Source organism: Rathayibacter sp. AY2B7, from assembly GCF_002931635.1.
Lineage (GTDB): Bacteria > Actinomycetota > Actinomycetes > Actinomycetales > Microbacteriaceae > Rathayibacter.
This window is the reverse complement of record NZ_PSUC01000004.1, coordinates 23,952-46,905: the sequence shown is the minus strand read 5'-3', so window position 1 is coordinate 46,905 and position 22,954 is coordinate 23,952. Positions and strand designations below refer to the sequence as shown.

The window sequence follows — 22,954 nt, the reverse complement described above, 5'->3', positions numbered from 1 at the left end:
CTGAGCGGCCCGCACCTCCTTCCGTGCCGCGACGAGACCTCGATCTGACGGCCTCCCTCGTCGCGGTGCCTCGCCCGGCCGAGCAGCGACTCCTGAAGGAGAAGGACCCGTCATGACCGAGAAGTCACCCGGCGCAGCCGCGCCCGCGTCGAGCGGAGCGGAACCCCGCTCGCTCGCGGACACGATCCGCACCCCGAGGCCCCGCACCCTCGCCGAGAAGGTCTGGGACGACCACGTCGTCGTCAAGGGCGAGAACGGCGCTCCGGACCTCGTCTACATCGACCTCCACCTCCTCCACGAGGTGACGAGCCCCCAGCCGTTCGACGGGCTGCGCGCGGCCGGGCGCCCCCTCCGCCGCCCCGACCTCACCATCGCGACCGAGGACCACAACACGCCGACCCTGCAGATCGGCCGGCCCATCGAGGACCCGACCAGCCGGGCCCAGATCGACGCTCTGCGCCGGAACGCCGGCGAGTTCGGCGTCCGCCTGCACTCCCTCGGCGACGTGGAGCAGGGCATCGTGCACGTCGTCGGCCCGCAGCTCGGCCTGACGATGCCGGGGATCACCGTCGTCTGCGGCGACTCGCACACCTCGACGCACGGCGCGTTCGGCGCGATCGCCTTCGGCATCGGCACGAGCGAGGTCGAGCACGTGATGGCCACGCAGACGCTGCCGCTGCAGCCCTTCAAGACGATGGCGATCACCGTCGAGGGGACGCTGAAGGAGGGGGTCACGGCTAAGGACGTCATCCTCGCGGTCATCGCCCGCATCGGCACCGGCGGCGGCCAGGGCTACATCCTCGAGTACCGCGGCTCCGCGATCCGGGCGCTCTCGATGGAGGGCCGGATGACGATCTGCAACATGTCGATCGAGGCGGGCGCGCGCGCCGGCATGGTCGCGCCCGACGAGACCACGTTCGCCTACCTGCAGGGCCGTCCGCACGCCCCCGCGGGCGAGGACTGGGACTCCGCCGTCGCCTACTGGCGGACGCTGCCGAGCGACGAGGGCGCGGTGTTCGACGCCGAGGTCGTGATCGACGCCGACGCGCTCGAGCCGTTCGTCACCTGGGGCACCAACCCCGGCCAGGGCGTGTCGCTCTCGCAGTCCGTCCCCGACCCCGAGGCCATCGACGACCTGAACGAGCGCACCAGCGCCCTGCGCGCGCTCGAGTACATGGCGCTCGAGCCCGGGACGCCGATGAAGGAGATCCCGGTCGACGTCGTCTTCATGGGCTCCTGCACCAACTCCCGGATCGAGGACCTGCGGGCCTTCGCCGCGATCGTCGAGGGGCGCACCAAGGCGCCGGGCGTCCGCGTGATGGTCGTCCCCGGCTCCGCCCGCGTGCGGCTCGAGGCGGAGGCCGAGGGCATCGACCGGATCGTCACGGCGTTCGGGGCGGAGTGGCGCTTCGCCGGCTGCTCGATGTGCCTCGGCATGAACACCGACCAGCTGCTCGAGGGGGAGCGCGTCGCCTCCACCTCCAATCGCAACTTCGAGGGCCGTCAGGGCAAGGGGGCGAAGACCCACCTCGTCTCGCCGCTCGTCGCTGCCGCCACGGCCGTGCGCGGCACGCTCTCGAGCCCCTCCGACCTGGAGCCGGCGCGCGAGAGAGCAGGAGTCTGACCGTGCAGAAGTTCGAGACCGTCACCGCGATCGCCGCGCCCCTGAAGCGCGCCAACGTCGACACCGACCAGATCCTCCCCGGCGTGTACCTCCGCCGCATCACGAAGACCGGATTCGAGGACGCCCTGTTCCACGGCTGGCGCCAGGAGGAGGACTTCGTCCTCAACCAGGAGCGGTACCGCGGGGCCGGCATCCTCGTGGCCGGACCGGACTTCGGCACGGGCTCCAGCCGCGAGCACGCCGTCTGGGCCCTGCGCGACTACGGCTTCCGGGTCGTGATCTCGCCCCGCTTCGGCGACATCTTCCGCGGCAACGCCGGCAAGCAGGGACTCCTGGCCGCCGTCGTGTCCGAGGCCGACGTCGAGCGCCTGTGGGAGATCATCGAGAGCACCCCGGGAATAGAACCGACGGTGGATCTGGTTGCGCGTACGGTCACCGCCGGTGACGAGGCCTTCGACTTCGAGATCGACGACTACACTCGATGGCGCCTGATCGAGGGCCTGGACGACATCGGCCTGACCCTGCGCGACGAAGCGCTCATTTCCGAATTCGAGACCCGCCGCGAGAGCTGGCGGCCCAAGACATTGCCGGTGAAATAGCGTGAACACACTTCTTCAGGACGCCAAGGCCCTCCAGGACGCCAAGGCCTCGGGAGCCCGCGTGGGGATGACGACGGAGCGGATCACCATCAAGGGCGGTCGGCCGCTGGTGGGGCGCATCGAGCTCAAGGGAGCGAAGAACCTCGTCACCAAGGCGATGGTCGCGGCGCTCCTCGGCGAGACCGCGTCCACCCTCCGCGACGTGCCCGACATCAGCGACGTCCGCGTCGTGAAGGGCCTCCTCGAGGTGCACGGCGTCAAGGTGAAGCAGGGCGCCGAGGTCGGCGAGCTGATCCTCGACCCCTCGAACGTCGAGTCCGCGCACTTCGCCGACATCGACGCGCACGCCGGCTCCAGCCGCATCCCGATCCTCTTCTGCGGCCCGCTCCTGCACCGCCTGGGCGAGGCGTTCATCCCCGACCTCGGCGGCTGCCGCATCGGCGACCGCCCGATCGACTACCACCTCGAGGTCCTCCGCAACTTCGGCGCGGTGATCGAGAAGCTTCCCTCCGGGATCCGGATGTCGGCCCCCGAGGGCCTGCACGGCGCCAAGGTGTCGCTGCCCTACCCGAGCGTCGGAGCGACCGAGCAGGTCCTCCTGACCGCGGTGCGCGCCTCCGGCATCACCGAGCTCTCGGGCGCGGCGATCGAGCCCGAGATCATGGACCTGATCAACATCCTGCAGAAGATGGGCGCCATCATCTCGGTCGACACCGACCGCGTGATCCGCATCGAGGGCGTGGACCGGCTCACCGGCTACTCCCACCGCGCGCTCTTCGACCGCAACGAGGCGGCCTCCTGGGCGGCCGCGGCCCTCGCGACCGACGGCGACATCTTCGTCGGCGGCGCCCGCCAGCAGGAGATGACCACCTTCCTCAACGTCTTCCGCAAGGTCGGCGGCGCGTTCGAGATCGCCGAGGACGGCATCCGCTTCTACCACCCGGGCGGCGAGCTCAAGCCGGTCATCATCGAGACCGACGTGCACCCCGGCTTCATGACCGACTGGCAGCAGCCGCTGGTCGTGGCGCTCACGAAGGCCAAGGGCGTCTCGATCGTGCACGAGACCGTCTACGAGCAGCGCTTCGGCTTCGTCGACGCGCTCGTCGAGATGGGCGCGACCATTCAGATCCACCGCGAGTGCCTCGGCGGGCAGGCCTGCCGCTTCGGGCAGCGCAACTTCATGCACTCGGCCGTGATCTCGGGACCCTCGAAGCTGCACGGCGCCGACATCGTCGTGCCGGATCTGCGCGGCGGCTTCTCGCACCTGATCGCGGCGCTCTCGGCCGAGGGCACCTCGACGGTCTCGAACGTCGGCATCATCAGCCGCGGCTACGAGAACTTCCTCACCAAGCTCGAGCTGCTGGGCGCCGACTTCTCGCTCGACGCGTAGCCGCCCACCGGGACCCCGGAGCCGCGGAGGACGACCGTCCTCATCGGCCCGGGGTCCTGTCGCGTCCGGGCGCGCCCCACGCGGGCGGTTCCGCGGCCTCCTCCAGGCGTCCCCGGATCCGCTTCTCGAGGAGCGCGAGCGTCGTGTCCGGCGCGGGCCGGAGGCCCAGCGGTCCGGGCGACTCGACCAGGACCAGCGTCAGGCGTCCGCGCCGCGTCCCGGCCAGGACGACCTCGAGGGCCTCGCGCGGACGCAGGCCCACCAGCACCCACCGCCGCTCCAGTCGCGCGATCCGCGCCCAGGGCACGACGACGCCCCAGTCGCCGAAGGAGACGGTCAGTCCCCGGCGGCGCGGCACGACGACCGCGTAGGGCCGCAGCGTCGGCAGCGGGAACCGCGGCTCGATGCGACGGAGGCCCGCTCCGAGCCGGCCGCGTCCGAGGACCGCGACGCCGCCGGTCGCCTCCGCCTCGACGTGGGCGAGCGGTGCCACCGCGACGCGCCAGAGGGCGTCGACCCCGCCGATCACGAGGGCGACTGACGCCGAGCCGCCGACGAGGACCGCGAGCGTCAGCAGGAGGCCGTCGCCGAGCGCGGCCGCATCGCGTCCGGACTGCGTGGCGAGCAGCACGACTCCCCACACGAGCAGGAGCACCAGGCCGGACAGCGCGATCGGCGAGTCGGCGAGGCGGCCGAGGGCCCTGCCGACGGCGTCCCACGGCGACGGGCGGCGACGCGGACGGGGCATGCCGGTACCGTACCCGGCGGCCGGGCCGCTCCTCCCACCGCGGGGCCCCGCTGCTCCCGGGCGTGGGGACGCGGCCCCTCCGACGCGGGATGCGAGGATGGGCGGGTGTCTGAGCGAAGCCGTCCGTCCATCTTCTGGTTCCTCGCGGCGGCGGTGATCCCCGTGATGACCGCCTCGGTCGACCTGCGGATCCGGAACGGCGACAGGATCCCGAGCACCGGGGCCTTCGTGTTCGCGCCGAACCACTACAGCGAGATCGACCCGATCATCACGGGCTGGACCCTGTGGCGCGCCGGCCGCGCACCGCGCTTCCTCGCCAAGGCCTCGCTGTTCTCGGTGCCCGTGCTCGGCTCGATCCTGCGCGGCTCCGGGCAGATCCCTGTCGAGCGCTCGGGCTCGGTCCGCGGCAGCGAGCCGCTGAAGACCGCCAAGGCTCTCGTGGACGAGGGCCGCTCGGTCATCATCTACCCCGAGGGCACCCTCACCCGCGACCCCGAGCTCTGGCCGATGCGCGGCAAGACGGGAGCGGTGCGGATGGCGCTGCAGTACGGGCTGCCCGTCGTCCCGGTCGCGCACTGGGGTGCGCAGCAGCTGATGGGCCGCTACTCCAAGCGGATCACCCTCTTCCGCCGCAAGCGCGTCGACGTGATCGTCGGCGACCCCGTCGACCTGTCCGCCTTCCGCGGACGCAGCCTCGACTCCGCCACACTCAACGAGGCCTCCGCGGTCGTGATGGCGGCGATCACCGCCCTGCTCGAGGAGCTGCGCGGCGAGGCGGCGCCCGAGAAGCGCTGGAACCCCTCCGAGCACAACCAGAAGGGCACGGGTCGCTTTGAGTCCGAGCAGTAGGAAGGCGCCCATCCCCGTGCCCCGCCGCGTCGCCGTCCTCGGCGCCGGCAGCTGGGGCACCACCTTCGCGAAGATCCTCGCCGACGGCGGCTCCGACGTCGTGATGTGGGCGCGCCGCGCCGAGCTGGCCCGCGAGATCACCGAGGCCAAGCGCAACAGCGACTACCTCCCCGGCATCAACCTCCCGCGCAACATCCGGGCCACGCCGCGCATCGAGGAGGCGCTGGAGGGCGCGGACCACGTCTACCTCTCCATCCCGTCGCAGTCGCTGCGGAGCAACCTCGAGGCGATCACGCCGTTCCTCACCGAGCGCACGGTGCTGGTGAGCCTGATGAAGGGCGTCGAGAAGGGCACCGGCCAGCGGATGAGCGAGGTGATCGCGCAGATGCTGCCGGTCTCTCCCGACCGGATCGCCGTCGCCTCCGGGCCCAACCTCGCCCTCGAGATCGCCAAGGAGCAGCCGACCGCGGCGGTCATCGCCTCCGAGAGCCTCGTCACCGCGCAGGAGGTGGCCCTCGCGGCGACCAACCGCTACTTCCGCTCCTACGTCAACACCGACGTGATCGGCACCGAGTTCGGCGGCGTGCTGAAGAACCTCATCGCCGTGGCGATCGGCATCGTCGACGGTGTCGGCTACGGCGAGAACACGAAGGCGTCGATCATCACGCGCGGTCTCGCCGAGATGACCGACTTCGCGGTCGCGTACGGCGGACGGGCCGAGACCATGGCCGGACTGGCGGGGCTCGGCGACCTCATCGCGACGTCGAGCTCGTCCCTCTCGCGCAACAACACGGCCGGGCGCCTGCTCGGCCAGGGCTACAGCTTCACCGACGTGGTGAAGTCGATGCAGCAGACGGCGGAGGGGCTCGCCTCCGTCGCGCCGGTCCTCGAGCTGGCGCGCGCGAGGGGAGTCGACATGCCCATCGTCGAGCAGGTGTCGCAGGTGCTCGCCGGTACGCTCGATCCGAAGGACATCGCGCCGCACCTGACCACGGATTCGGACGAGCCACAGGGTGAGAGGAACCTCGATGACCAGCAAGCTCCGCGTGGCCGTTCTGTTCGGGGGGCGCTCCAGCGAGCACTCGATCAGCTGCGCAACGGCGGCCGGGGTGCTGCGGGCGATCGACCGTGACCGCTTCGAGGTGATCCCCGTCGGGATCACCTCCGACGGCGCCTTCGTGCTCGAGGAGGACCGTCCCGAGAAGTTCGCTCTCGACGCCGCGTCTCTGCCCCGCGTCGAGGACGACGGCTCCCGCGTGCGCTGGCCGGAGTCGGCCCTCTCGCGTGAGCTCACCGTGACCCGCGAGGACGGCGCGACGCGCTCGCTCGGCGAGGTCGACGTGGTGCTGCCGATCCTGCACGGCCCGTGGGGCGAGGACGGCACCGTCCAGGGGATGCTCGAGCTCGTCGGGCTGCCCTACGTCGGCTCGGGCGTGCTCGCGTCGGCGCTCGGCATGGACAAGCACTTCACCAAGACGGTGCTGCAGGCCGCGGGCCTCGCGGTGGCGCCCTGGTACCTCGTGACGGAGGCGGAGTGGCGCGCCGACCCGGGCGACGCCTCCTCGGCCCTCGACGAGCTGGGCCTGCCCGCGTTCGTGAAGCCGGCGCGGGCCGGCTCGAGCGTGGGCGTCAGCCGGATCGACGAGCGCGAGCAGCTCGAGGCCGCGCTGGAGGAGGCGTTCGCGCACGACTCGCGGGTGCTGATCGAGTCGGGCATCGTCGGCCGCGAGGTCGAGATCGGCGTGCTCGGCGGCCGCCGCGGTGCTCCGGCCCGCGCCTCCGTCGCCGGCGAGGTGGTCGTCTCCGGCCGCGGCTTCTACGACTTCGAGGCGAAGTACCTCGGTGCGTCCGGCATCGAGCTGGTCTGCCCGGCCGACCTCACGGACGGCGAGCTCTCCGAGATGCGGTCCCTCGCGATCCGCGCCTTCGACGCGATCGGAGCCGAGGGCCTCGCCCGGGTCGACTTCTTCCTCACCGCCGACGGCTTCGTCGTCAACGAGATCAACACCATGCCCGGCTTCACGCCGGTCTCGATGTTCCCGCGCATGTGGGGCGCGAGCGGCGTGGACTACCCGGACCTGATCAGCGAGCTGCTCGACTCGGCGCTCGGCCGCGTCCCGGTCGCCGCCCGATGACGCCGGCGCTCGCGCTCCGCGTCGAGGCGGGCGCGGCCGCGGCGCCCTTCGAGCAGATCCGCGAGCAGATCACCACTCTGATCGCGGCGGGCGAGCTGCCGGTCGGCACGCGGCTGCCGCCGGTGCGCGCGCTGGCCGAGACGCTGGGCGTCGCCGCGGGGACGGTCGCCCGCTCCTACCGGGAGCTGGAGTCGGCGGGCCTGGTCGAGACGCGCGGCCGGGCGGGCACGGTCGTCGCGGGAGGCGTGGACGCGCTGGAGCGCGAGCTGCAGGCCGCGGCCGCCGTGTTCGCGTCCCGCGCGCGCGAGCTGGGGGCGACCTCCGATGGTGCGCTCACCGCAGCGAGTCGAGCCCTCGGCGTCTGACCGCTGAGACTCAGCCGGTGGGCGTGTCCGTCGGATCGAGGGTGTCGGCGTCCGAGACGTCGGTGCACTCGCGCGTCTGCGGGACGTAGGAGACGGCGTTCGCGAGGTCGAGCGCGGCGGAGGATCCGGACGCGCGGCTCTGGTCGACGGTGATCTCCACCGCGGGATCGCGCCCGTAGGTGGTCAGCGTGTAGATGTCCTCGTCCTTCTGCGTCTCGTCGATGATCCAGTCGACTCCGCTGACGTTCACGCAGAGGTCCGTCGTCGGGCCGGGCACCTCGACTCCGCAGTGGAGGATGACGGCGGCCGGGGTGCCCCAGGCGGCGGTGCCCTGAGCGTTCGTCTCGCGCTCGGGCTGCTCCGCGACCACATCGGGCAGGCGCACCGAGACCTCCGCGCAGCCGGTGCTCGTCGCATCGGCGGCGGGCTCGAGGGCGACGCTGGCCGAGCAGCCCGAGAGCAGCAGGACGGCGGCGGCGGCGAGGAGGGGGGAGCGGAGTCGGCGGGAGGACATCGCCGTCAACGCTAGCGTGTGAACCATGGCAGAGGATCGGAGTCCCACCCCGGCCGAGCTCAGCGAGGGCGAGGTGCTCGCGAGGGTGCTGGCCCGGCTCGGCGGCCCGGGCGCGGAGACCCTGGTCGGGCCCGGCGACGACTGCGCGGTGCTGCGCGCTCCCGACGGCCGCTTCGTGGTGACCACGGACATGATGGTGCACGGCCCCGACTTCCGGCTGGCCTGGTCGAGCCCGGCGGACCTGGGCTGGAAGGCGGCGGCCTCGAACCTCGCCGACGTCGCGGCGATGGGGGCCCGTCCCACCGGGCTCGTCGTCGCGCTCGCGGCGCCCCAGTCGCTCGGCGTCGACGTGCTGGAGGGGATCGCGGGCGGGCTCGCCGCCGGCTGCGCCGCGATGGCGCCGGGTTGCGGAGTCGTCGGGGGGGACCTGTCCGCCTCCGCGACGCTGACGCTCTCGATCACGGCGTTCGGCTCGCTCGACGGACGACCGCCGGTGCTCCGCAGCGGTGCGAGGCCGGGGCACGTGCTCGCCGTGGCCGGCCCGCTGGGACGAGCGGGGCTCGGGCTGCGCCTGCTGTTCGAGCAGGCGCGGCGGGACGGGGAGCCGTCGGCCGACCTCGCCGCCCGGCTCCGCGAGCGGCATCCGTCCCTCCTCGAGGCGCAGCTGCGCCCGACCGCGCCGATCTCCGCGGGCGAGGCCGCGGGCGGAACCGCCACCGCGATGATGGACGTCTCGGACGGCGTGGTGCTCGACGCCCGTCGGATGGCGCGTGCGAGCGGAGTGGCGATCGACCTCGATCCCGCGGCGGTCGACGTGCACGCGCGCGGGCTCACGGGAGTGGAGGGCGTGGACCTCGACCTGGCGAGGGCGCTGGTGCTGGGAGGCGGCGAGGACCACGCGATGCTCGCGTGCTTCCCGCCCGCCGCGGCGCTGCCGGAGGGCTTCGTCCCGCTCGGGGTCGTCCGCGAGGGGGACCCGGAGGTGCGCCTGGGCGGGGTCGCGCTCGAGGGGCGCGGGGGCTGGGACCCGTACCTCGGCTGGGACGGCGCGGCGGGCTGAGGCCGGTCAGCCGGCCGCGGAGGAAGCCGGCGACGCCCACCAGATCGTGGTCTCGCCGTAGTCCTTCCTCCTCTCCCGCTCCAGGCCTGCGGGCCAGCGCGGCTCCGGGCTGCGGGAGCTCCGCTCCACGACGACCACCGCGTCCTCGCGCAGCAGTGGCAGCACGCCGGCGAGGTCGGCGGCCAGATCGTCCTCGCCGAGGTCGTAGGGCGGGTCGAGGAACACCGTGTCCGTGTTGAGGGCCGGGGAGCCGTCGAGGAAGGAGCGGACCGAGCCGGTCACCACCTCGATCCGCGGGGCGGGCCGCTTGTTCTTGGCAGCCGCGGTCGCGATCGCCCGTGCGTTCTCGCCCGCGGTCCGCGCGGCCTTCGGGTCGCGCTCGACCAGGACGACCGCGCTCGCTCCGCGGCTGGCCGACTCGAGCCCGAGGGCGCCGGAGCCCGCGTAGAGGTCGACCACCGTCGCGCCGTCGAGGGCGTCCCGGGCCTCGAGGGCCGAGAAGACGGCCTCGCGCACGCGGTCGCTGGTGGGGCGGGTGCCCGCGCGCGGGACCCGGAGGGTGAGCGAGCCGGCGAATCCGGCGATGATCCTGGTCACCGGACCGAGCATAGGGCGGCACCCCTGCCCGCGGCGTCCGGCGGCCGCTGCGCGCTCCCGCCTGGCGGCACACTGCGAACTCGCGGAACCTGGACCCTTTTCCCGTCAGGACTGCGAGAATCCGTAGCTATGACGTCGCTCGAAGACACCCGCTCCGCTGTCGGCCGCCGAGCGGCACCCGAGACGCCGCTGACCCGCGAGGAGTTCACGGCGCACTGCGGCGCCGTCCTCGGGAACCTCACCAGCGTGATCGACGGCAAATCGGCCGAGGTCTCGATGGCGCTGACGGTGTTCCTCGCCGGTGGGCACCTCCTGATGGAGGACGTCCCCGGCACCGGCAAGACGGTCCTGGCGAAGTCGCTGGCGGCCTCGGTTGGCGGCAGCGTCGCGCGCATCCAGTTCACGCCCGACCTGCTCCCCTCCGACGTCACGGGGGTCTCGGTCTACAACCAGGCGACCCGCGACTTCGAGTTCAAGCCGGGCCCGGTCTTCGCGAACATCCTGATCGGCGACGAGATCAACCGGGCCTCGCCCAAGACGCAGTCGGCGCTGCTGGAGTGCATGGAGGAGCGCCAGGTCTCGGTCGACGGCACCACCCACCTCCTCCCGCGCCCCTTCGCCGTGATCGCGACGCAGAACCCGGTCGAGATGGAGGGCACCTACTCGCTGCCCGAGGCCCAGCGCGACCGCTTCATGGCCCGCCTCTCGCTCGGCTACCCCGATGAGCGCGCCGAGCTCGAGATGATCCGCACCCGCGACTCGGCCAGCCCGCTCGAGGAGCTGCGGCCCGTCGTGGGCCTCGCCGAGCTCGAGCGGATGATGGCCTACGTGCGCTCCGTGTACGTGGCACCGCCCGTGCAGGAGTACGTGGTGGCGATCATGCAGGCCACGCGGGTGGACCCCGAGCTGCGGCTCGGGGGGAGCCCGCGAGCCACGCTCCAGCTGATCGCCGCCGCGAAGGCGCTCGCCGCCCTCAGCGACCGCGACTTCGTGGTGCCGGACGACGTGGACGCGCTCGCCGTCCCGGTGCTCGGCCACCGCCTCCTGCCCGCCACGCGCCTCCCCGGCCGCTCCGGCGCCGGATCCTCGCACTCGGTCACCGAGATCGTGCAGCGCATCGTCGCGGCCACCCCCGTCCCCTTCGGCAACCGTGGCGACTGAGGCCCGCCCGGCCGAGACGCCGTCGTCCCGTCTCGGCGGTCTGCCCGCGCTCCGCGGGGTCGCGCTGACGCTGCGCGGCTGGGCGCTCGTTCTGCTGGGCGTCGCGGGAGTGGTGATCGCGCCGCTGTCGGAGTTCCGCGAGCTGCTGTTCGTCGGCCTGGTGCTGCTGGGCCTGCCCCTGGGCGCGCTCGTCTCCCTGCTCCTGGCGCCGGCGTCGTTCCGGGTGCAGCGCCGCTTCGCTCCTCAGACCGTCGCGGCCGGCGACGTGGTGGAGGTCGACGTGCTGCTCGAGAACCGCGGCCGCGCCGTCCGCAGCGGGGCCCGCGCCCACGACCGGCTCGAGCGCGTGGAGCGCGGGGTCGTCGTCGGCCGGCCGGTCGCCGAGGGCGTCTTCGGGCTGCCGGGCGTCCCGTCGGGCGGCCGCGTGCGCGCCCGCTACCGTCTGCCCGCCGAGCGGCGCGGGATCCACCGCATCGGCCCGCTGCGCCTGGTGCGCGGCGACGGCCTCGGGCTCGCGCTCCGCGAGAGCGTCGTGGGGGCTGCGCAGCCGTTCGTCGTGACTCCGCGGGTCGTGCCCCTCCAGAGCGACGTCCTGGACGCGCACGGAGCAGGCGGATCGAGCCCGGTCGCGCACGCGACGGCCGGCGCCGGCACGGACGACGTGATCCCGCGCGACTACCGCCCGGGGGACGCCATGCGCCGGGTGCACTGGCGGGCGAGCGCCCGCTCCGGTGAGCTCATGGTCCGCCAGGACGAGCAGAACACCGATCCGCACGCGTGGATCCTCCTCGAGACCCGGGCCGAGCGCGTGCTCGAGCGGCGCGGCGACGATCGGCTCGACTGGGCGGTGTCGATGACGGCCTCCCTCGCCGTGCACCTGCTCGACCGCGGCTTCGAGACCCACCTCGTCGAGACGGGTGCGGACGGCGAGCCGGAGCACTCGGAGGACGAGCGCGAGGTGGCGCACGACGTGCTGCTGCGCCTCGCCGAGCTGGCGCCCTCGCGCGACTCGGTCGACGCGGTGACCCGGATCTCGGCCGACATGCGCGACACCGGGGGAGTGCGACCGGTCTTCGCCGTGCTCACGCGACTCCTCGAGTCGGACCTCGACGCCCTCGGCTCCCTGGCCGCGCAGTCGCGCCCCGCGATCGCCTTCGTCGTCGCCGGCACCGCTGAGGAGGAGGCGGCTCTCGCCTCGCTCGGCTGGTACGCGGTGTCCGTCGACCCGAGCGCCTCCGTCGAGGAGGCGTGGGCGCAGGCCCTCGCCCTGCGGGTGGTGGCGTGAGCCGCCGCGTCGAGAGCGATCCGCGCGCCGGGTCGGCTCCTCTGAGCGGTCTGCTCTTCCTCGCGATCACCGCCGCCGCCGCCGGGATCGGGCGGCTCCTCGTCGGCGTCGACTGGCTGGTGCTCCTCGCGAGCGCGGTCGCCGTGGTGCTCGGCGTCCCGGCCGCCGCCCGGGCTCTGCGCGTGCACCCCGTCGTCCCGCCGATCCTCGGCACGCTGACGATGGTCGGCGTGCTGACCGCGATGTTCGTGCCCGGTCGGGCCCTGCTGTTCGTGGTCCCCACACCCGGCGCCGTCGCGCAGGCGGAGGCGCTCGCGCAGGGCGGCTTCCAGTCCATCGCGCAGCAGGGGCTTCCGGCGGTCGCCGACGACGGCATCTCGTTCCTCCTGATCGGCGGGGTGGTCGTGCTCGCCTGGGCGGCCGACCTGTTCGCCTTCTCCGTCCGCCTCCCCGCCCTGGCCGGTCTGTTCCCCGCGGCGCTGCTCGCGGTGCCGGCGATCGTGGACCCCTCCGAGGTGTCCTGGGCGAGCCTCGTCGTCACCGCGCTCGCCTACGCGGGCGTGCTCGCCGCCACGGCCGCCCCCCGCCGCCCGAGCGGCCCGAGCGCGGCCTCGGCCGTGCTGCCCGCCTTCGCGGCCGTGACCGTCGTCGTCCTGGGCGCGGGAGTCGTCGCCGGCTCGGCGGCAGGCTACGCGCGCACTACCGCCCCCTCGGGCGTCTCCGGCAGCCTCTTCAACGGCGCGATCGACCCGGTGGTCGCTCTCGGCGCGGACCTGCGCCGCCCGAACCCCGTGACCGTGCTGCGCTACGCCACCGACTCCGACCTGCCCGTCTACCTCCGCGTGCTGACCGTCTCGGACTTCGACGGCGACGACTGGGCGCCGAGCGAGACGGAGCAGACCGCTCCGATCGACGCGCCGATCGCGCCCGAGGGGCTCTCCGAGAGCGTGCCGCGCGAGGCGGAGGAGGTCGACGTCTCGGTGGAGACGCTGCGGAGCCAGTGGCTCCCCGTGCCGTATCCGGTCTCGTCGCTGACGGGCGTCGGCGACGGCTGGCTCCAGGACGTGCAGGACGGCTCGATCCGCGGCGACGCGACGACCCGCTCCGGAGACGACTACCAGGTGCAGGCGCTGCGGCTCGAGCCCGACCCGCAGCAGCTGCTCGCCGCTCCCGCGCCGTCCGGCGTCGACCGGTACCTCTCGCTCCCCGACGACGTGCCCGAGATCGTCGGCACCACCGCCGAGGAGGTCACGGCCGAGGCTCCGACCGCCTACGACCGGGCGCGCGCGCTGCAGACGTACTTCCGCTCGTCCGAGTTCCGCTACTCCGAGGACACCCCCGCGGAGGAGGGCTACGACGGCGACGGAGTCGGCGTGCTCTCGGCGTTCCTGACGACGAAGGAGGGCTACTGCGTCCACTTCGCCTCGGCGATGGCGGTGATGGCGCGCGAGCTCGGGATCCCGTCGCGGCTCGCCATCGGCTACCAGCCCGGCTCCGTCGTGCCCTCCGGCGGCAGCGACCTGACCACCTACCGCGTCCTCTCCTCCGACCTGCACGCCTGGCCGGAGCTGTACTTCGAGGGGGTCGGCTGGCTGCCCTTCGAGCCGACGCCCAGCCGCGGCGCTCCGGCCTCGTACACCCTGCCGAGCGCGACGGCGTCCTCGGGCCCCACCGCCCCGGGCTCGACCGCGACCACCGCGCCCGGTGCGACCAGCGCTCCCGCCGCGACGCCCACTCCGACGGCCGCGTCGGCGACGCCGACCCCCGGTGCCGTCGGCGCCTCGAGCACCACGGCGGCTCCCGCGGCGACGCTCTGGGTGCTGCTCCTGCTGCTCGTGCTCGTCCCCTGGCTGATGCGCGCCGTCCAGCGCGTGCTGCGGCGCCGGTCCGCGCGCTCCGGCTCCGTCGAGGCCGCGTGGGCCGAGCTGCTGGCGACCGCCCGCGACCTGGGCGTCCCCGTGGAGGACACGGAGTCGCCGCGCGCGCAGGAGGCCCGCATGGCTCCCGCCCTCGACCCCGGAGCGGCGGCACGTCTGCAGGGGCTCCGGGAGCGCGTCGAGCGCCGGCGCTACTCGCCGTCCGGGAGCGAGTCGGAGGCGTGGGACGACGCGACCGCCGTGGCCGCCGCGCTCCGCGGCTCCGCGGGTGCCGGTCGTCGGGTGCTCGCGTCGGTCGTGCCCCGCTCGGCGCTGGACCCGGTCGCCCGGCTCGCGCGTCCGAGGTCCGACCTATGATCGCTAGGTGATCCCGGACCCCCTCGACGCCTCGCTCGCGCCGCTGATCGGGCCGCGCACGGCGAGTGCGGTCGAGAAGGCCTTCGGGTACCGCACGGTCGGCGAGCTCCTGGGCCACTACCCGCGCCGCTACGCGAAGCGGGGCGAGCTGACGGCGCTCTCGCGCCTCCCCGTGGGAGAGAGCGTGACGATCGTGGCGGAGGTGCGCGAGGTGCGCGAGCGGCCGATGCGCAACCGGCGCGGCACCCTGCTCGAGGTCGTCATCTCGGACGGCTCGGGCACGCTCTCGCTGACGTTCTTCGGACAGCCCTGGCGCGCGGCGAAGCTCCACCGCGGCGTGCGCGGGATCTTCGCGGGCACGGTCTCGATGTTCCGCGACACCCCGCAGCTCACGCATCCCGACTACCGCCTGTTCGACGACGAGGAGGCCGCCGCGACGGAGACGGGAGGCGGTGAGCTCGCGAAGGACTGGGCCGAGCGGCCGATCCCGATCTACCCGGCGACCAGCGCGATCTCGAGCTGGCAGCTCCAGGCCGCGATCGGCGTGCTGCTGGACGGCCTGCGCGACGTGCCCGACCCGATGCCCGAGCAGGTGCGCGCCGGCCGCTCGCTGCTGGGCCTCGGCGAGGCGCTGGAGCTGATCCACCGCCCGCAGCGGGAGGGCGAGGAGGCGCAGGCGCGCGAGACGCTGCGCTTCCACGAGGCGTTCCTCCTGCAGCTCGCCCTGCTCGAGCGCCGGGCCTCGGCGCGCAGCAGCCCCGCGACCGCCCGCGTGCCCGGCCCCGGCGGGCTGCTCGAGCGCTTCGACGCCGCGCTGCCCTTCGCCCTCACCGGCGACCAGACCGCGGTGGGGCACGAGATCGCCGCCGATCTGGCCGCCGAGAGCCCGATGACCCGGCTGGTGCAGGGCGAGGTCGGCTCCGGCAAGACCCTCGTCGCGCTCCGGGCGATGCTCGCCACGGCCGAGAGCGGCGGGCAGGCGGCTCTGCTCGCTCCCACAGAGGTGCTCGCGGGGCAGCACCTCCGCTCGATCGCGAGGACCCTCGGCCCGGAGCTCGCGGCCGAGCTGGTGCCGACCCTCCTCACCGGCGGGCTGGGGGCGGCGCAGCGCCGTGCGGCCCTCCTCCGGATCGTCTCGGGCACGGCGAAGATCGTCGTCGGCACGCACGCCCTCCTCGGCGACGCGGTCTCCTTCTACGACCTGGGCCTCGTCGTGATCGACGAGCAGCACCGCTTCGGCGTGGACCAGCGGGACGCCCTGCGCCGGAAGGGCGCCACCCCGCCGCACGTGCTGGTGCTGACGGCCACGCCCATCCCGCGGACCGTCGCCATGACGGTCTTCGGCGATCTCGACACCTCGACCATCCGCGAGCTGCCCGCCGGGCGCCCCGGCATCACGAGCCACGTGGTCCCGCTCGCCGACCACCCCGCGTGGATCGCGCGGGCCTGGGAGCGCGCCGAGGAGGAGATCCGCTCGGGGCACCAGGTCTACCTCGTCTGCCCGGCGATCGAGCCGGGGGAGCCCGCCGAGGGCGCGCAGCCGCCCGAGGAGGACGCCGCCGCGCCGCTCACGACCGTCGCGGCGACGCTGGAGGGCGTGCGCGCGCATCCGCTGCTCGGGAAGCGGCGGTCGGCCGCGCTGCACGGGCGGATGACGACGGAGGAGAAGGACGCCGTGATGCGCTCCTTCGCCGCGGGGGAGATCGACGTCCTGGTGTCGACGACGGTCATCGAGGTCGGCGTGGACGTGCCGAACGCCTCGATGATGGTCGTGCTCGACGCGGAGCGGTTCGGGGTCTCCCAGCTGCACCAGCTCCGCGGGCGCATCGGGCGCGGCGGCGTCGCGGGGGTGTGCCTGTTCGTGACGGCGGCGGAGGCGGGGACGGTCGCGCGCGAGCGTGTGGAGGCGGTCGCCGCGACGCTCGACGGCTTCGCGCTGGCCGAGGTCGACCTGGAGCTGCGCCGCGAGGGCGACGTGCTGGGCGACTCGCAGTCCGGCGGGCGCTCGTCGCTCCGCCTGCTGCGGGTGGTGCAGGACGCGGACGTGATCGTGGAGGCGCGGGCGCTGGCCGAGCGGCTCCTCGCGGAGGATCCGTCGCTCGCCGCGCACGACCGGCTCCGTGCCGCGCTCGAGCGCCGCGTGCAGGACCGCGACCGGGAGTTCCTCGCCAAGAGCTAGGCGGTGCCCGCCCGCTACTCTGTCGGCATGGCCCGCATCGCCGTCGTCCCCGGCTCCTTCGACCCCGTGACCCTCGGTCATCTCGACGTGATCGAGCGGGCCGCGCGCCTGGTCGACGAGCTGCACGTCGTGGTGGTGCACAACCCCGCCAAGACGGCGCTGCTGCCGATCGCCCAGCGCGTCTCGCTCATCGAGCAGTCGATCGCGGAGGCGGGGGTCGAGGGGCGGATCGTCGTCGCCTCGTGGAGCATGGGCCTGCTCGTCGACTACTGCACCGACGTCGGCGCGAGCATCCTGGTGAAGGGCATCCGCTCGCAGGTCGACGTGGCCTACGAGACCCCCATGGCGATCGTGAACCGCAACCTCGCGCACGTCGAGACGGTGTTCCTCCTGCCCGATCCCGCGCACGCCCATGTGTCGAGCTCGCTGGTGCGGCAGGTCTCCTCCCTCGGCGGCGACGTCGCCCCCTACGTGCCGCCCGCGGTCGCCGCGTACCTCGCCGCCGGCTGAGGCGCCGCCGATCGTCCACTCGGGTGATCTCGGGCCGTGGACCCGTGCGCCCGCGGCAGCCGGGAGAATGGACCGGTGAGCGAGACGCGCGTGCAGGCCTGGGCCCTCGACGGCATCCCGGAGGTGACTCCCGGTGACGACCTGCTCGAGCTGATCCTCGCGGCCGTCGCCGCCGCCGCCGAGGAGGACCGGCCCGCGGACGGCGACATCCTCGTGGTCACGAGCAAGATCATCTCGAAGGCGGAGGGGCGCGTCGTCGCCGCGACCGACCGCGAGGACGCGATCACGGCCGAGACCGTCCGCGTCGTCGCCACCCGGGCGCACGGCTCCGGCGTCACCCGCATCGTGGAGAACCGCCTCGGGATCGTGCAGGCGGCGGCCGGAGTCGACGCCAGCAACGTCGCGGAGGGGACGGTCCTCCTCCTCCCCGTCGACCCGGACGCCTCGGCGCGGGCCCTCTGCGCGGGCCTCCGGGAGCGGCTCGGCGTGGAGGTGGGCGTGCTCGTCAGCGACACCCTGGGCCGCGCCTGGCGCGTCGGGCAGACCGACGCGGCCATCGGGGCTGCCGGCGTCCTCGTGATCGACGACCTCCGCGGCGGGGTCGACGCCCTGGGGCGCACGCTGGGAGTGACCATGCCGGCCGTGGCGGACGAGATCGCCGCACTCGGCGACCTGGTGAAGGGCAAGGCGAGCGGCCGTCCCGTCGCCGTCGTCCGCGGGCTCGCCCGCCTGGTGACGGGGGTCGAGAGCCCGGGCGCCCGCACGCTGACCCGCACGGGCCCCGACGACATGTTCCGCCTCGGCGCCGACGAGGCCTTCGCCGAGGGCTTCGCGGCCGGAGCCGCCTCGCGCGAGGAGCGCGGGTGACCGGCTGGAGCGCGGTCGTCGTGTTCAAGGGCCGCGGTGGCTCGAAGACGCGCCTCGACGTGCCGGGCCGCGCGGCGCTGGCCGAGGCGTTCCTCCTGGACACGCTCGCCGCCGTGGCCGCTGCGGAGCCGGTGGCGAGCCTTCTCCTGGTCACCTCCGACGCCGGTGCGGCCGACCGCGCACGGGCGGAGCATCCGCAGCTGGTGGTGGTGCCCGACCCGGGGACCCTCGACGCCGCCGTGTCCGGGGGAGCCGAGGCCGCCCTGCACCGCCGGCCGGGCGCCCCGGTGATCGTGCTGACCGGGGACCTGCCCGCCCTGCTGCCGTCGGACCTCTCCGAGGCGCTCGCGACGCGGTCGCTCCCGGCCGTCGTCCCGGACCGCGAGGGGAGCGGCACCACGGCGCTCCTGCTGGCGGCCGGAGCCCTCGTCGCTCCGGCGTTCGGCCCGGGCTCTCTGGCCCGGCACCGCGCCGCGGGCTGCGCCGTCGTCGTGCTGCCCGGCTCGTCGACGCTGAGGCTGGACGTCGACACGCTCGCCGATCTCGGCGACGCGGAGGAGGCCGGCGTCGGCCCGCACACGTCCCGCGCGCTGGCCGAAGCGGCCTGAGGCGCAGGGAGTCCGAGCCGCGGACGCGGTCAGCCGGCGAGCAGCCCCGCCTCGAACGCCACCGTCAGGCCGGCGTCGATCGCGAGCGGTGCGCCGTCGACCGAGCGGACGGGGATCGCCCGCCGGGTGCTCGACACCAGCCACGCCGCATCGGCACCGGTGAGCGCCGAGACCGGCAGCTCGCGGCGCGACGACGCGAGCCCGCGGCGCTCGCCCAGCGCGAGGACCCGCTCGACCGTCGTGCCGGCGAGCACGCTGCCCGAGAGCGGCGTCGCGAGCACCCCGTCGCCGAGGAGCACCAGGCTCGACGTCGCTCCCTCGAGGAGCAGCCCGTCGCTCGTGCGCCAGACCACGTCGTCCGCGCCCCGGGATGCCGCCTCGCGCAGCGCCGCCCGGGTGACGGCGCCTGAGGTGGTCTTGACGCCCGGGAGCAGCCACGGCGCGAGCGGACCGCTCGCGTACCCGCGGTCCAGCACGACGACGGCCGCGCCCTTCTCCCGGAGCGCCCTCGAGTCAGGAGTCGGAGCCGCGCGCACGGTGCACCGGGCGGAGTCGCCCGACCCGTGGGCGGCGATGAATCGGACCGTCAGGTCGTCGACTCGGTCGTGCTCCGCCACGGCGAGGTCGACCGCTCGGGACCAGAGGGGCGCCTCCGGGATCGTCAGCCCGACGGCCCGGGCCGATCCGGCCAGCCGCTCGAGGTGCTCGCCGAGCGCGCGGGGACGTCCGTCGAGGACCGCGACGGTCTCGAAGACCCCGTCGCCGCGGAGGTAGCCCGCCTCGTCGACGCGGACGAGCGGACCCTCCGGGTCGCGGAGGACGACGGCGCCGGAGGTGATCTCGACCAGGACGGGGGTGCTCATCCGCCCATCCTGCCCCCGGCGGAGCCTCAGCGGGGGAGGAGGCCGCTCGCCACGTCGGACGGCTCGACGATCTCGCGCCACGGCTCCGGCCGGAGTCCTGCCGAGCCGAGCACGTCGGCCCCGGCGAGGAGGTCCACGTCGAGGCCTGTCAGCTCGCCGATCGCGGCGACCGGCAGCTGGAACGTCCTGAAGCCGCCGAGCGGCACCAGGCCCTCGCGCACCCGCTCCACGAGCTCGCTCTGGTCGAGCAGGTACGCGCTCGTCGCGAGCGTCGATCCGTCCGGGCTCCAGGCCGCGATCTTCCAGAAGCGGCGGGGGATGCCCGTACCGCGGTAGACCGGGTCGTCGTCCGCGAGCACGGGCCCGGTGAAGACGCTCAGGCGCGTGCGCCAGGTCTGCGCGTACTCGAGCACCAGCGTCTCGAGCCCGAGCCACAGCTCCTGCGACTGGTTGAAGCCGCTCGCCTGGGGCGCGGCGTTCGTGTAGCAGAAGCTGTCGCGGTTGGCCGCGGCGGCCTCGTCCCGGTCGCCCCAGACGGGGTCGCGGCGGCGGACGAGGTGCCCGCGGTCGAGGTCGTTGCGGGCGTACACGTCCGGCCCGGTCTGCTCGGAGGCGGGGATGCGGTCGTCGAGGTGCCAGTCGTCGCCGCGGCCGAGCTCGACCAGGCGCGCGCCGTCGATGTTCACGGCCGTCGAGACGGCCAGGCGCCGCTCCGGATCCAGCAGCACCTCGAAGTGCGTGTACGGCAGGAGCCGCACCGGGCGCTCGACCCTCAGGCGCGGCGCCGCCGCGGGGACGCCGAGGAAGTCCGCGTCGAAGCTCACTCCTCGACCTCCGCCGTCGGAGTCGCCGTGGCTGTCGCTGTCGGGGTCGCCGTGGGCGTCGCCGGGGGAGCCTCGGACGCGGGGACTCCCGTGCCGGTCGGAGCCGGAGCCGGAGCCTGGGTGGCGGGAGCCGGGACCTGCGAGCCGTTGCTGATCAGCAGGGCGATGTCGGAGTAGCGCGCGACGGTCGTGCCGGCGGCCGGGTCGGTGCCCGCCACCACGCCGGCGGGGAGCGACGAGTCGATGGTCGCCCCCTCCTCGACGTCGAATCCGAGGTCCTCCAGCGCCTCCGTGGCGTCGTCGACCGAGCGGCCGGAGACGGTCGGCACGGCGATCTGACGGCCGTTCAGCAGGGCGCTGCTGGGCTCCTCGAAGTCGTCTCCGCCGTACTTCTGGTCGGCGCGGGTCATCACCGAGTTCCAGATGTAGTGGCGGATGTTGGAGGCGTACGGGCGGCTCTCGAGCTCCGAGTTCGGGAAGCGGACCTCGCGCATCGAGGTGTGGCCGTCGATGTTGCCCACCCAGACCACGGTCGCGACGCGCGAGCTCGCCCCGTCCATCCAGGTCGACTCCGCGTTGTCGGTGGTGCCCGTCTTGCCGATGTGCTCGATGCCGTCGTCCGGGTCGGACTGGGCGGCCGTGCCGCCGGTGACGACGCGCTGCAGGGCGTAGTTCGCGACCGCCGTCAGCTCGGGGCTGAGGGCCTGGTTGCAGGTGGAGGTCGGCGGCTGGACGGCGGCGCCGGTCGCGTCGGTGATCGAGTCGATGGCGATCGCGGAGCAGGCGGTGCCGTTGTTGGCGAAGCCGGCGAAGGCGGTGACCATCGAGAGGGGGGAGATGAGCGTGTCCGAGCCGAGGATGGCGGACGGCTTGTAGTCGACCTCGCCGCCGTCGGCCGCCTTCACGCCGAAGCCGACCGCGCGGTCGCGGATCGCGCAGAGGTCGAGCTGCTGCGCCATCGAGACGTAGACGGTGTTGATCGACTGCATCGTGCCGGTCAGCACGCTGTAGCTCCCGTTCTCGCTGTCGTCGTTGTTGACCTCGTACGAGGTGTCGAGCTCGCCGCCCGGGGCGCAGCTGGCGGGGAAGCCCGAGAAGGTGCGCTCGCGGCCGTTGATCGTCTCGTTCAGGGTGCGTCCGCTCGCGAGCCACTGCGCGAGCGTGAACACCTTGTAGGTCGATCCGACCTGGAACCCGGCGGAGCCGCCGTAGGCCGTGTCGGTGTTGAAGTTGACGGCGGAGAAGTTCGCGCCGTTGACGGCGCCGGCCGCGTCGTAGTCCTTGTTCTGCACCATCGCCAGGATCCGGCCGGTGCCGACCTCCATCGAGACGGTCGCGCTGCCGATGTTGGTGTCGAGGGTGGGGACCTTGGGGACGGCGTTGTTCGTCGCGTTGGCCGCGGTGTCCTGCAGGTCGCGGTCGAGCGTCGTGTAGATCTTGTAGCCGCCGCGCTGGAAGTTCGCGAGGCGGGTGTCCGCGTCGTCGCCGAACGCCGGGTCGTTCTGGACGACACGGGTGATGTAGTCGCAGAAGAAGGCCGCGTTGCCGGCGGTCTGGCAGCCGGTGGGCGTCTGCGTGATCGCGGGGACGACCTCCTCGGCGACGGCGGCGTCGTGGTCGGCCTGTGAGATCTTTCCCTCCTTGAGCATCTGGTCGAGGACGTAGTCGCGGCGGATCTTGTTGTCCGGGATGTTCTCGGGCTGGTCGATCCTGAGGCCGTTGGGGTTGTTGACCGTGGCGATCAGGCTCGCGGCCTGCGCGAGGCTCAGGTCGGCCGCGCTGGTCGAGAAGTAGTATTCGGCCGCCGCCTGGATGCCGTAGACCTGGCCGCCGAAGCCGGCGATGTTGAGGTAGCCGAGGAGGATGTCGTCCTTGCTGTACTTCTTCTCGAGGTCGACGGCGAGCTTCATCTCCTTGAGCTTGCGGCTCGGAGTGGTCGCGGTCGCCTCCTCGTAGGCGGCCTCGGAGGCCGCCTCGTCGGTCGCGCTCAGCGACTCCGCCTTCTGCACGAGGACGTTCTTGACGTACTGCTGAGTGATGGAGGATCCGCCCTGGAGGTCCCCGCCGACGATGTTGCTGAGCACCGCGCGGATCGTGCCCTGCAGGTCGACGCCGCCGTGATCGTAGAAGCGCGGATCCTCGGTCGAGACCGCCGCGTCCTTCACGGACTGGCTGACCTGGTCGAAGGCCACCTCCTCGCGGTTCTGCGCGTAGAAGGAGGCGAGTAGCTCGTCCGAGCCGTCGGTGCGCTTGGCGTAGATCTCGGTCTTCTGGGCCAGCTGGCCGAGCTCGAGGTACTCCGGCACCGTCTCGAACAGCCCGATCGGGTTGTTCTCGGCGAGACCGGTGACGGCGAGGGCGGGAGTGACCCCGACCGTGATCAGCAGGCCCCCGGCGAGGCTGGCTCCGACGATCCCGAGGACCCGGGCGAGCACGCCGCCGCGGGCGGTTCCTTGCGCAGACATGGCTACGAGAGTAGGCGACGAGTCTGGATCCGTCGTGCGGCCGCGCTCGGGGGCCCGGATGCCCGCCCTCCCGGCCC

21 protein-coding genes are annotated in these 22,954 nt (G+C 73.7%); 15 read left to right on the top strand and 6 right to left on the bottom strand.

Going from position 1 to position 22,954, the window contains the following annotated elements; translation table 11 throughout:
* Positions 1 to 112 precede the first annotated feature (112 nt).
* The 3 genes from leuC to murA all read left to right on the top strand — a co-directional run bounded on the left by leuC (position 113) and on the right by murA (position 3,613).
* Positions 113 to 1,624 carry a 3-isopropylmalate dehydratase large subunit gene (leuC, locus tag C5C27_RS01560; RefSeq protein ID WP_104313342.1) on the top strand — a complete coding sequence of 504 codons (1,512 nt, stop codon included), beginning with the start codon at positions 113 to 115 and terminating at the stop codon, positions 1,622 to 1,624.
* A 2-nt stretch (positions 1,625 to 1,626) separates the two neighbouring features.
* Positions 1,627 to 2,223, top strand: coding sequence for a 3-isopropylmalate dehydratase small subunit (gene leuD, locus C5C27_RS01555; RefSeq protein ID WP_104237898.1), 597 nt, complete (start codon positions 1,627 to 1,629; stop codon positions 2,221 to 2,223).
* A gap of 67 nt (positions 2,224 to 2,290) precedes the next feature.
* Positions 2,291 to 3,613 carry a UDP-N-acetylglucosamine 1-carboxyvinyltransferase gene (gene murA / locus C5C27_RS01550; protein WP_167299052.1) on the top strand — a complete coding sequence of 441 codons (1,323 nt, stop codon included), beginning with the start codon at positions 2,291 to 2,293 and terminating at the stop codon, positions 3,611 to 3,613.
* A gap of 40 nt (positions 3,614 to 3,653) precedes the next feature.
* Here the strand turns inward: murA and C5C27_RS01545 are convergent, their stop codons facing one another.
* Positions 3,654 to 4,361, bottom strand: a complete 708-nt coding sequence (locus C5C27_RS01545) for a hypothetical protein (protein ID WP_104313339.1) — start codon at positions 4,359 to 4,361, stop codon at positions 3,654 to 3,656.
* A gap of 165 nt (positions 4,362 to 4,526) precedes the next feature.
* Here C5C27_RS01545 and C5C27_RS01540 point away from each other — a divergent pair, with 165 nt between their 5' ends.
* Genes C5C27_RS01540 through C5C27_RS01525 form a run of 4 tightly spaced genes read left to right on the top strand, consistent with a single transcriptional unit; the run spans position 4,527 to position 7,710 of the window.
* The gene (locus C5C27_RS01540; RefSeq protein WP_104237925.1) at positions 4,527 to 5,210 is read left to right on the top strand and encodes a 1-acyl-sn-glycerol-3-phosphate acyltransferase; all 684 of its coding nucleotides are present in this window, start codon (positions 4,527 to 4,529) and stop codon (positions 5,208 to 5,210) included.
* Between the two features lie 16 nt (positions 5,211 to 5,226).
* On the top strand, positions 5,227 to 6,342 hold the full coding sequence (locus C5C27_RS01535; RefSeq protein WP_181067828.1) for an NAD(P)H-dependent glycerol-3-phosphate dehydrogenase: 1,116 nt from the start codon (positions 5,227 to 5,229) through the stop codon (positions 6,340 to 6,342).
* The gene (locus tag C5C27_RS01530) at positions 6,239 to 7,345 is read left to right on the top strand and encodes a D-alanine--D-alanine ligase family protein (protein ID WP_104313336.1); all 1,107 of its coding nucleotides are present in this window, start codon (positions 6,239 to 6,241) and stop codon (positions 7,343 to 7,345) included. The genes C5C27_RS01535 and C5C27_RS01530 overlap by 104 nt, the downstream gene beginning before the upstream one ends.
* Positions 7,342 to 7,710: a GntR family transcriptional regulator gene (locus C5C27_RS01525; protein ID WP_104313335.1), complete on the top strand. Its 369-nt coding sequence runs from the start codon at positions 7,342 to 7,344 to the stop codon at positions 7,708 to 7,710. The genes C5C27_RS01530 and C5C27_RS01525 overlap by 4 nt, the downstream gene beginning before the upstream one ends.
* Positions 7,711 to 7,720: 10 nt before the next feature.
* On the opposite strand, the gene C5C27_RS01520 is transcribed toward C5C27_RS01525, so the two are convergent.
* Entirely contained in the window at positions 7,721 to 8,224 is a 504-nt protein-coding gene (locus tag C5C27_RS01520) for a DUF3515 domain-containing protein (RefSeq protein WP_104313333.1), read from the bottom strand.
* A gap of 25 nt (positions 8,225 to 8,249) precedes the next feature.
* On the opposite strand from C5C27_RS01520, the gene thiL reads away from it, so the two are divergent.
* A complete protein-coding gene (thiL, locus tag C5C27_RS01515) occupies positions 8,250 to 9,284 on the top strand; it encodes a thiamine-phosphate kinase (RefSeq protein ID WP_104313331.1) in 1,035 nt (344 codons plus the stop codon).
* A gap of 6 nt (positions 9,285 to 9,290) precedes the next feature.
* On the opposite strand, the gene C5C27_RS01510 is transcribed toward thiL, so the two are convergent.
* Positions 9,291 to 9,881, bottom strand: coding sequence for an RsmD family RNA methyltransferase (locus tag C5C27_RS01510; RefSeq protein WP_104313379.1), 591 nt, complete (start codon positions 9,879 to 9,881; stop codon positions 9,291 to 9,293).
* A gap of 129 nt (positions 9,882 to 10,010) precedes the next feature.
* Here C5C27_RS01510 and C5C27_RS01505 point away from each other — a divergent pair, with 129 nt between their 5' ends.
* From C5C27_RS01505 to cofC, 7 genes are all read left to right on the top strand, one after another.
* The gene (locus C5C27_RS01505; RefSeq protein ID WP_104237904.1) at positions 10,011 to 11,042 is read left to right on the top strand and encodes a MoxR family ATPase; all 1,032 of its coding nucleotides are present in this window, start codon (positions 10,011 to 10,013) and stop codon (positions 11,040 to 11,042) included.
* Complete coding sequence (locus C5C27_RS01500; RefSeq protein ID WP_104313329.1) at positions 11,032 to 12,327, top strand: DUF58 domain-containing protein; 1,296 nt, start codon at positions 11,032 to 11,034, stop codon at positions 12,325 to 12,327. The genes C5C27_RS01505 and C5C27_RS01500 overlap by 11 nt, the downstream gene beginning before the upstream one ends.
* Entirely contained in the window at positions 12,324 to 14,561 is a 2,238-nt protein-coding gene (locus C5C27_RS01495; RefSeq protein WP_104313327.1) for a DUF3488 and transglutaminase-like domain-containing protein, read from the top strand. Before C5C27_RS01500 ends, C5C27_RS01495 begins: the two co-directional genes overlap by 4 nt.
* Positions 14,562 to 14,568: 7 nt before the next feature.
* Positions 14,569 to 16,740: an ATP-dependent DNA helicase RecG gene (locus tag C5C27_RS01490; RefSeq protein WP_374952905.1), complete on the top strand. Its 2,172-nt coding sequence runs from the start codon at positions 14,569 to 14,571 to the stop codon at positions 16,738 to 16,740.
* A 27-nt stretch (positions 16,741 to 16,767) separates the two neighbouring features.
* Positions 16,768 to 17,250 (top strand): pantetheine-phosphate adenylyltransferase, encoded by a 483-nt coding sequence (gene coaD / locus C5C27_RS01485; protein ID WP_104223138.1) that lies wholly within the window; start codon positions 16,768 to 16,770, stop codon positions 17,248 to 17,250.
* Between the two features lie 75 nt (positions 17,251 to 17,325).
* A complete protein-coding gene (locus C5C27_RS01480; protein ID WP_258066470.1) occupies positions 17,326 to 18,117 on the top strand; it encodes a coenzyme F420-0:L-glutamate ligase in 792 nt (263 codons plus the stop codon).
* Positions 18,114 to 18,725, top strand: a complete 612-nt coding sequence (gene cofC / locus C5C27_RS01475; protein ID WP_104313325.1) for a 2-phospho-L-lactate guanylyltransferase — start codon at positions 18,114 to 18,116, stop codon at positions 18,723 to 18,725. Before C5C27_RS01480 ends, cofC begins: the two co-directional genes overlap by 4 nt.
* Before the next feature lie 29 nt (positions 18,726 to 18,754).
* Here cofC and C5C27_RS01470 read toward each other — a convergent pair whose 3' ends face one another.
* Genes C5C27_RS01470 through C5C27_RS01460 form a run of 3 tightly spaced genes read right to left on the bottom strand, consistent with a single transcriptional unit; the run spans position 18,755 to position 22,877 of the window.
* Entirely contained in the window at positions 18,755 to 19,588 is an 834-nt protein-coding gene (locus C5C27_RS01470) for an aminotransferase class IV (protein ID WP_104313323.1), read from the bottom strand.
* Positions 19,589 to 19,614: 26 nt separating this feature from the next.
* Entirely contained in the window at positions 19,615 to 20,412 is a 798-nt protein-coding gene (locus C5C27_RS01465; protein ID WP_258066469.1) for a DNA/RNA non-specific endonuclease, read from the bottom strand.
* Positions 20,409 to 22,877 (bottom strand): transglycosylase domain-containing protein, encoded by a 2,469-nt coding sequence (locus C5C27_RS01460; protein WP_104313321.1) that lies wholly within the window; start codon positions 22,875 to 22,877, stop codon positions 20,409 to 20,411. The genes C5C27_RS01465 and C5C27_RS01460 overlap by 4 nt, the downstream gene beginning before the upstream one ends.
* Between the last annotated feature and the right edge of the window lie 77 nt (positions 22,878 to 22,954).

Coding starts and splice junctions, on each gene's coding strand:
- leuC (WP_104313342.1), top strand. CDS start 113: ATGACCGAGAAGTCACCCGGCGCAGCCGCGCCCGCGTCGAGCGGAGCG.
- murA (WP_167299052.1), top strand. CDS start 2,291: ATGACGACGGAGCGGATCACCATCAAGGGCGGTCGGCCGCTGGTGGGG.
- C5C27_RS01545 (WP_104313339.1), bottom strand. CDS start 4,361: ATGCCCCGTCCGCGTCGCCGCCCGTCGCCGTGGGACGCCGTCGGCAGG.
- C5C27_RS01540 (WP_104237925.1), top strand. CDS start 4,527: ATGACCGCCTCGGTCGACCTGCGGATCCGGAACGGCGACAGGATCCCG.
- C5C27_RS01530 (WP_104313336.1), top strand. CDS start 6,239: ATGACCAGCAAGCTCCGCGTGGCCGTTCTGTTCGGGGGGCGCTCCAGC.
- C5C27_RS01525 (WP_104313335.1), top strand. CDS start 7,342: ATGACGCCGGCGCTCGCGCTCCGCGTCGAGGCGGGCGCGGCCGCGGCG.
- C5C27_RS01520 (WP_104313333.1), bottom strand. CDS start 8,224: ATGTCCTCCCGCCGACTCCGCTCCCCCCTCCTCGCCGCCGCCGCCGTC.
- thiL (WP_104313331.1), top strand. CDS start 8,250: ATGGCAGAGGATCGGAGTCCCACCCCGGCCGAGCTCAGCGAGGGCGAG.
- C5C27_RS01505 (WP_104237904.1), top strand. CDS start 10,011: ATGACGTCGCTCGAAGACACCCGCTCCGCTGTCGGCCGCCGAGCGGCA.
- coaD (WP_104223138.1), top strand. CDS start 16,768: ATGGCCCGCATCGCCGTCGTCCCCGGCTCCTTCGACCCCGTGACCCTC.
- C5C27_RS01470 (WP_104313323.1), bottom strand. CDS start 19,588: ATGAGCACCCCCGTCCTGGTCGAGATCACCTCCGGCGCCGTCGTCCTC.
- C5C27_RS01460 (WP_104313321.1), bottom strand. CDS start 22,877: ATGTCTGCGCAAGGAACCGCCCGCGGCGGCGTGCTCGCCCGGGTCCTC.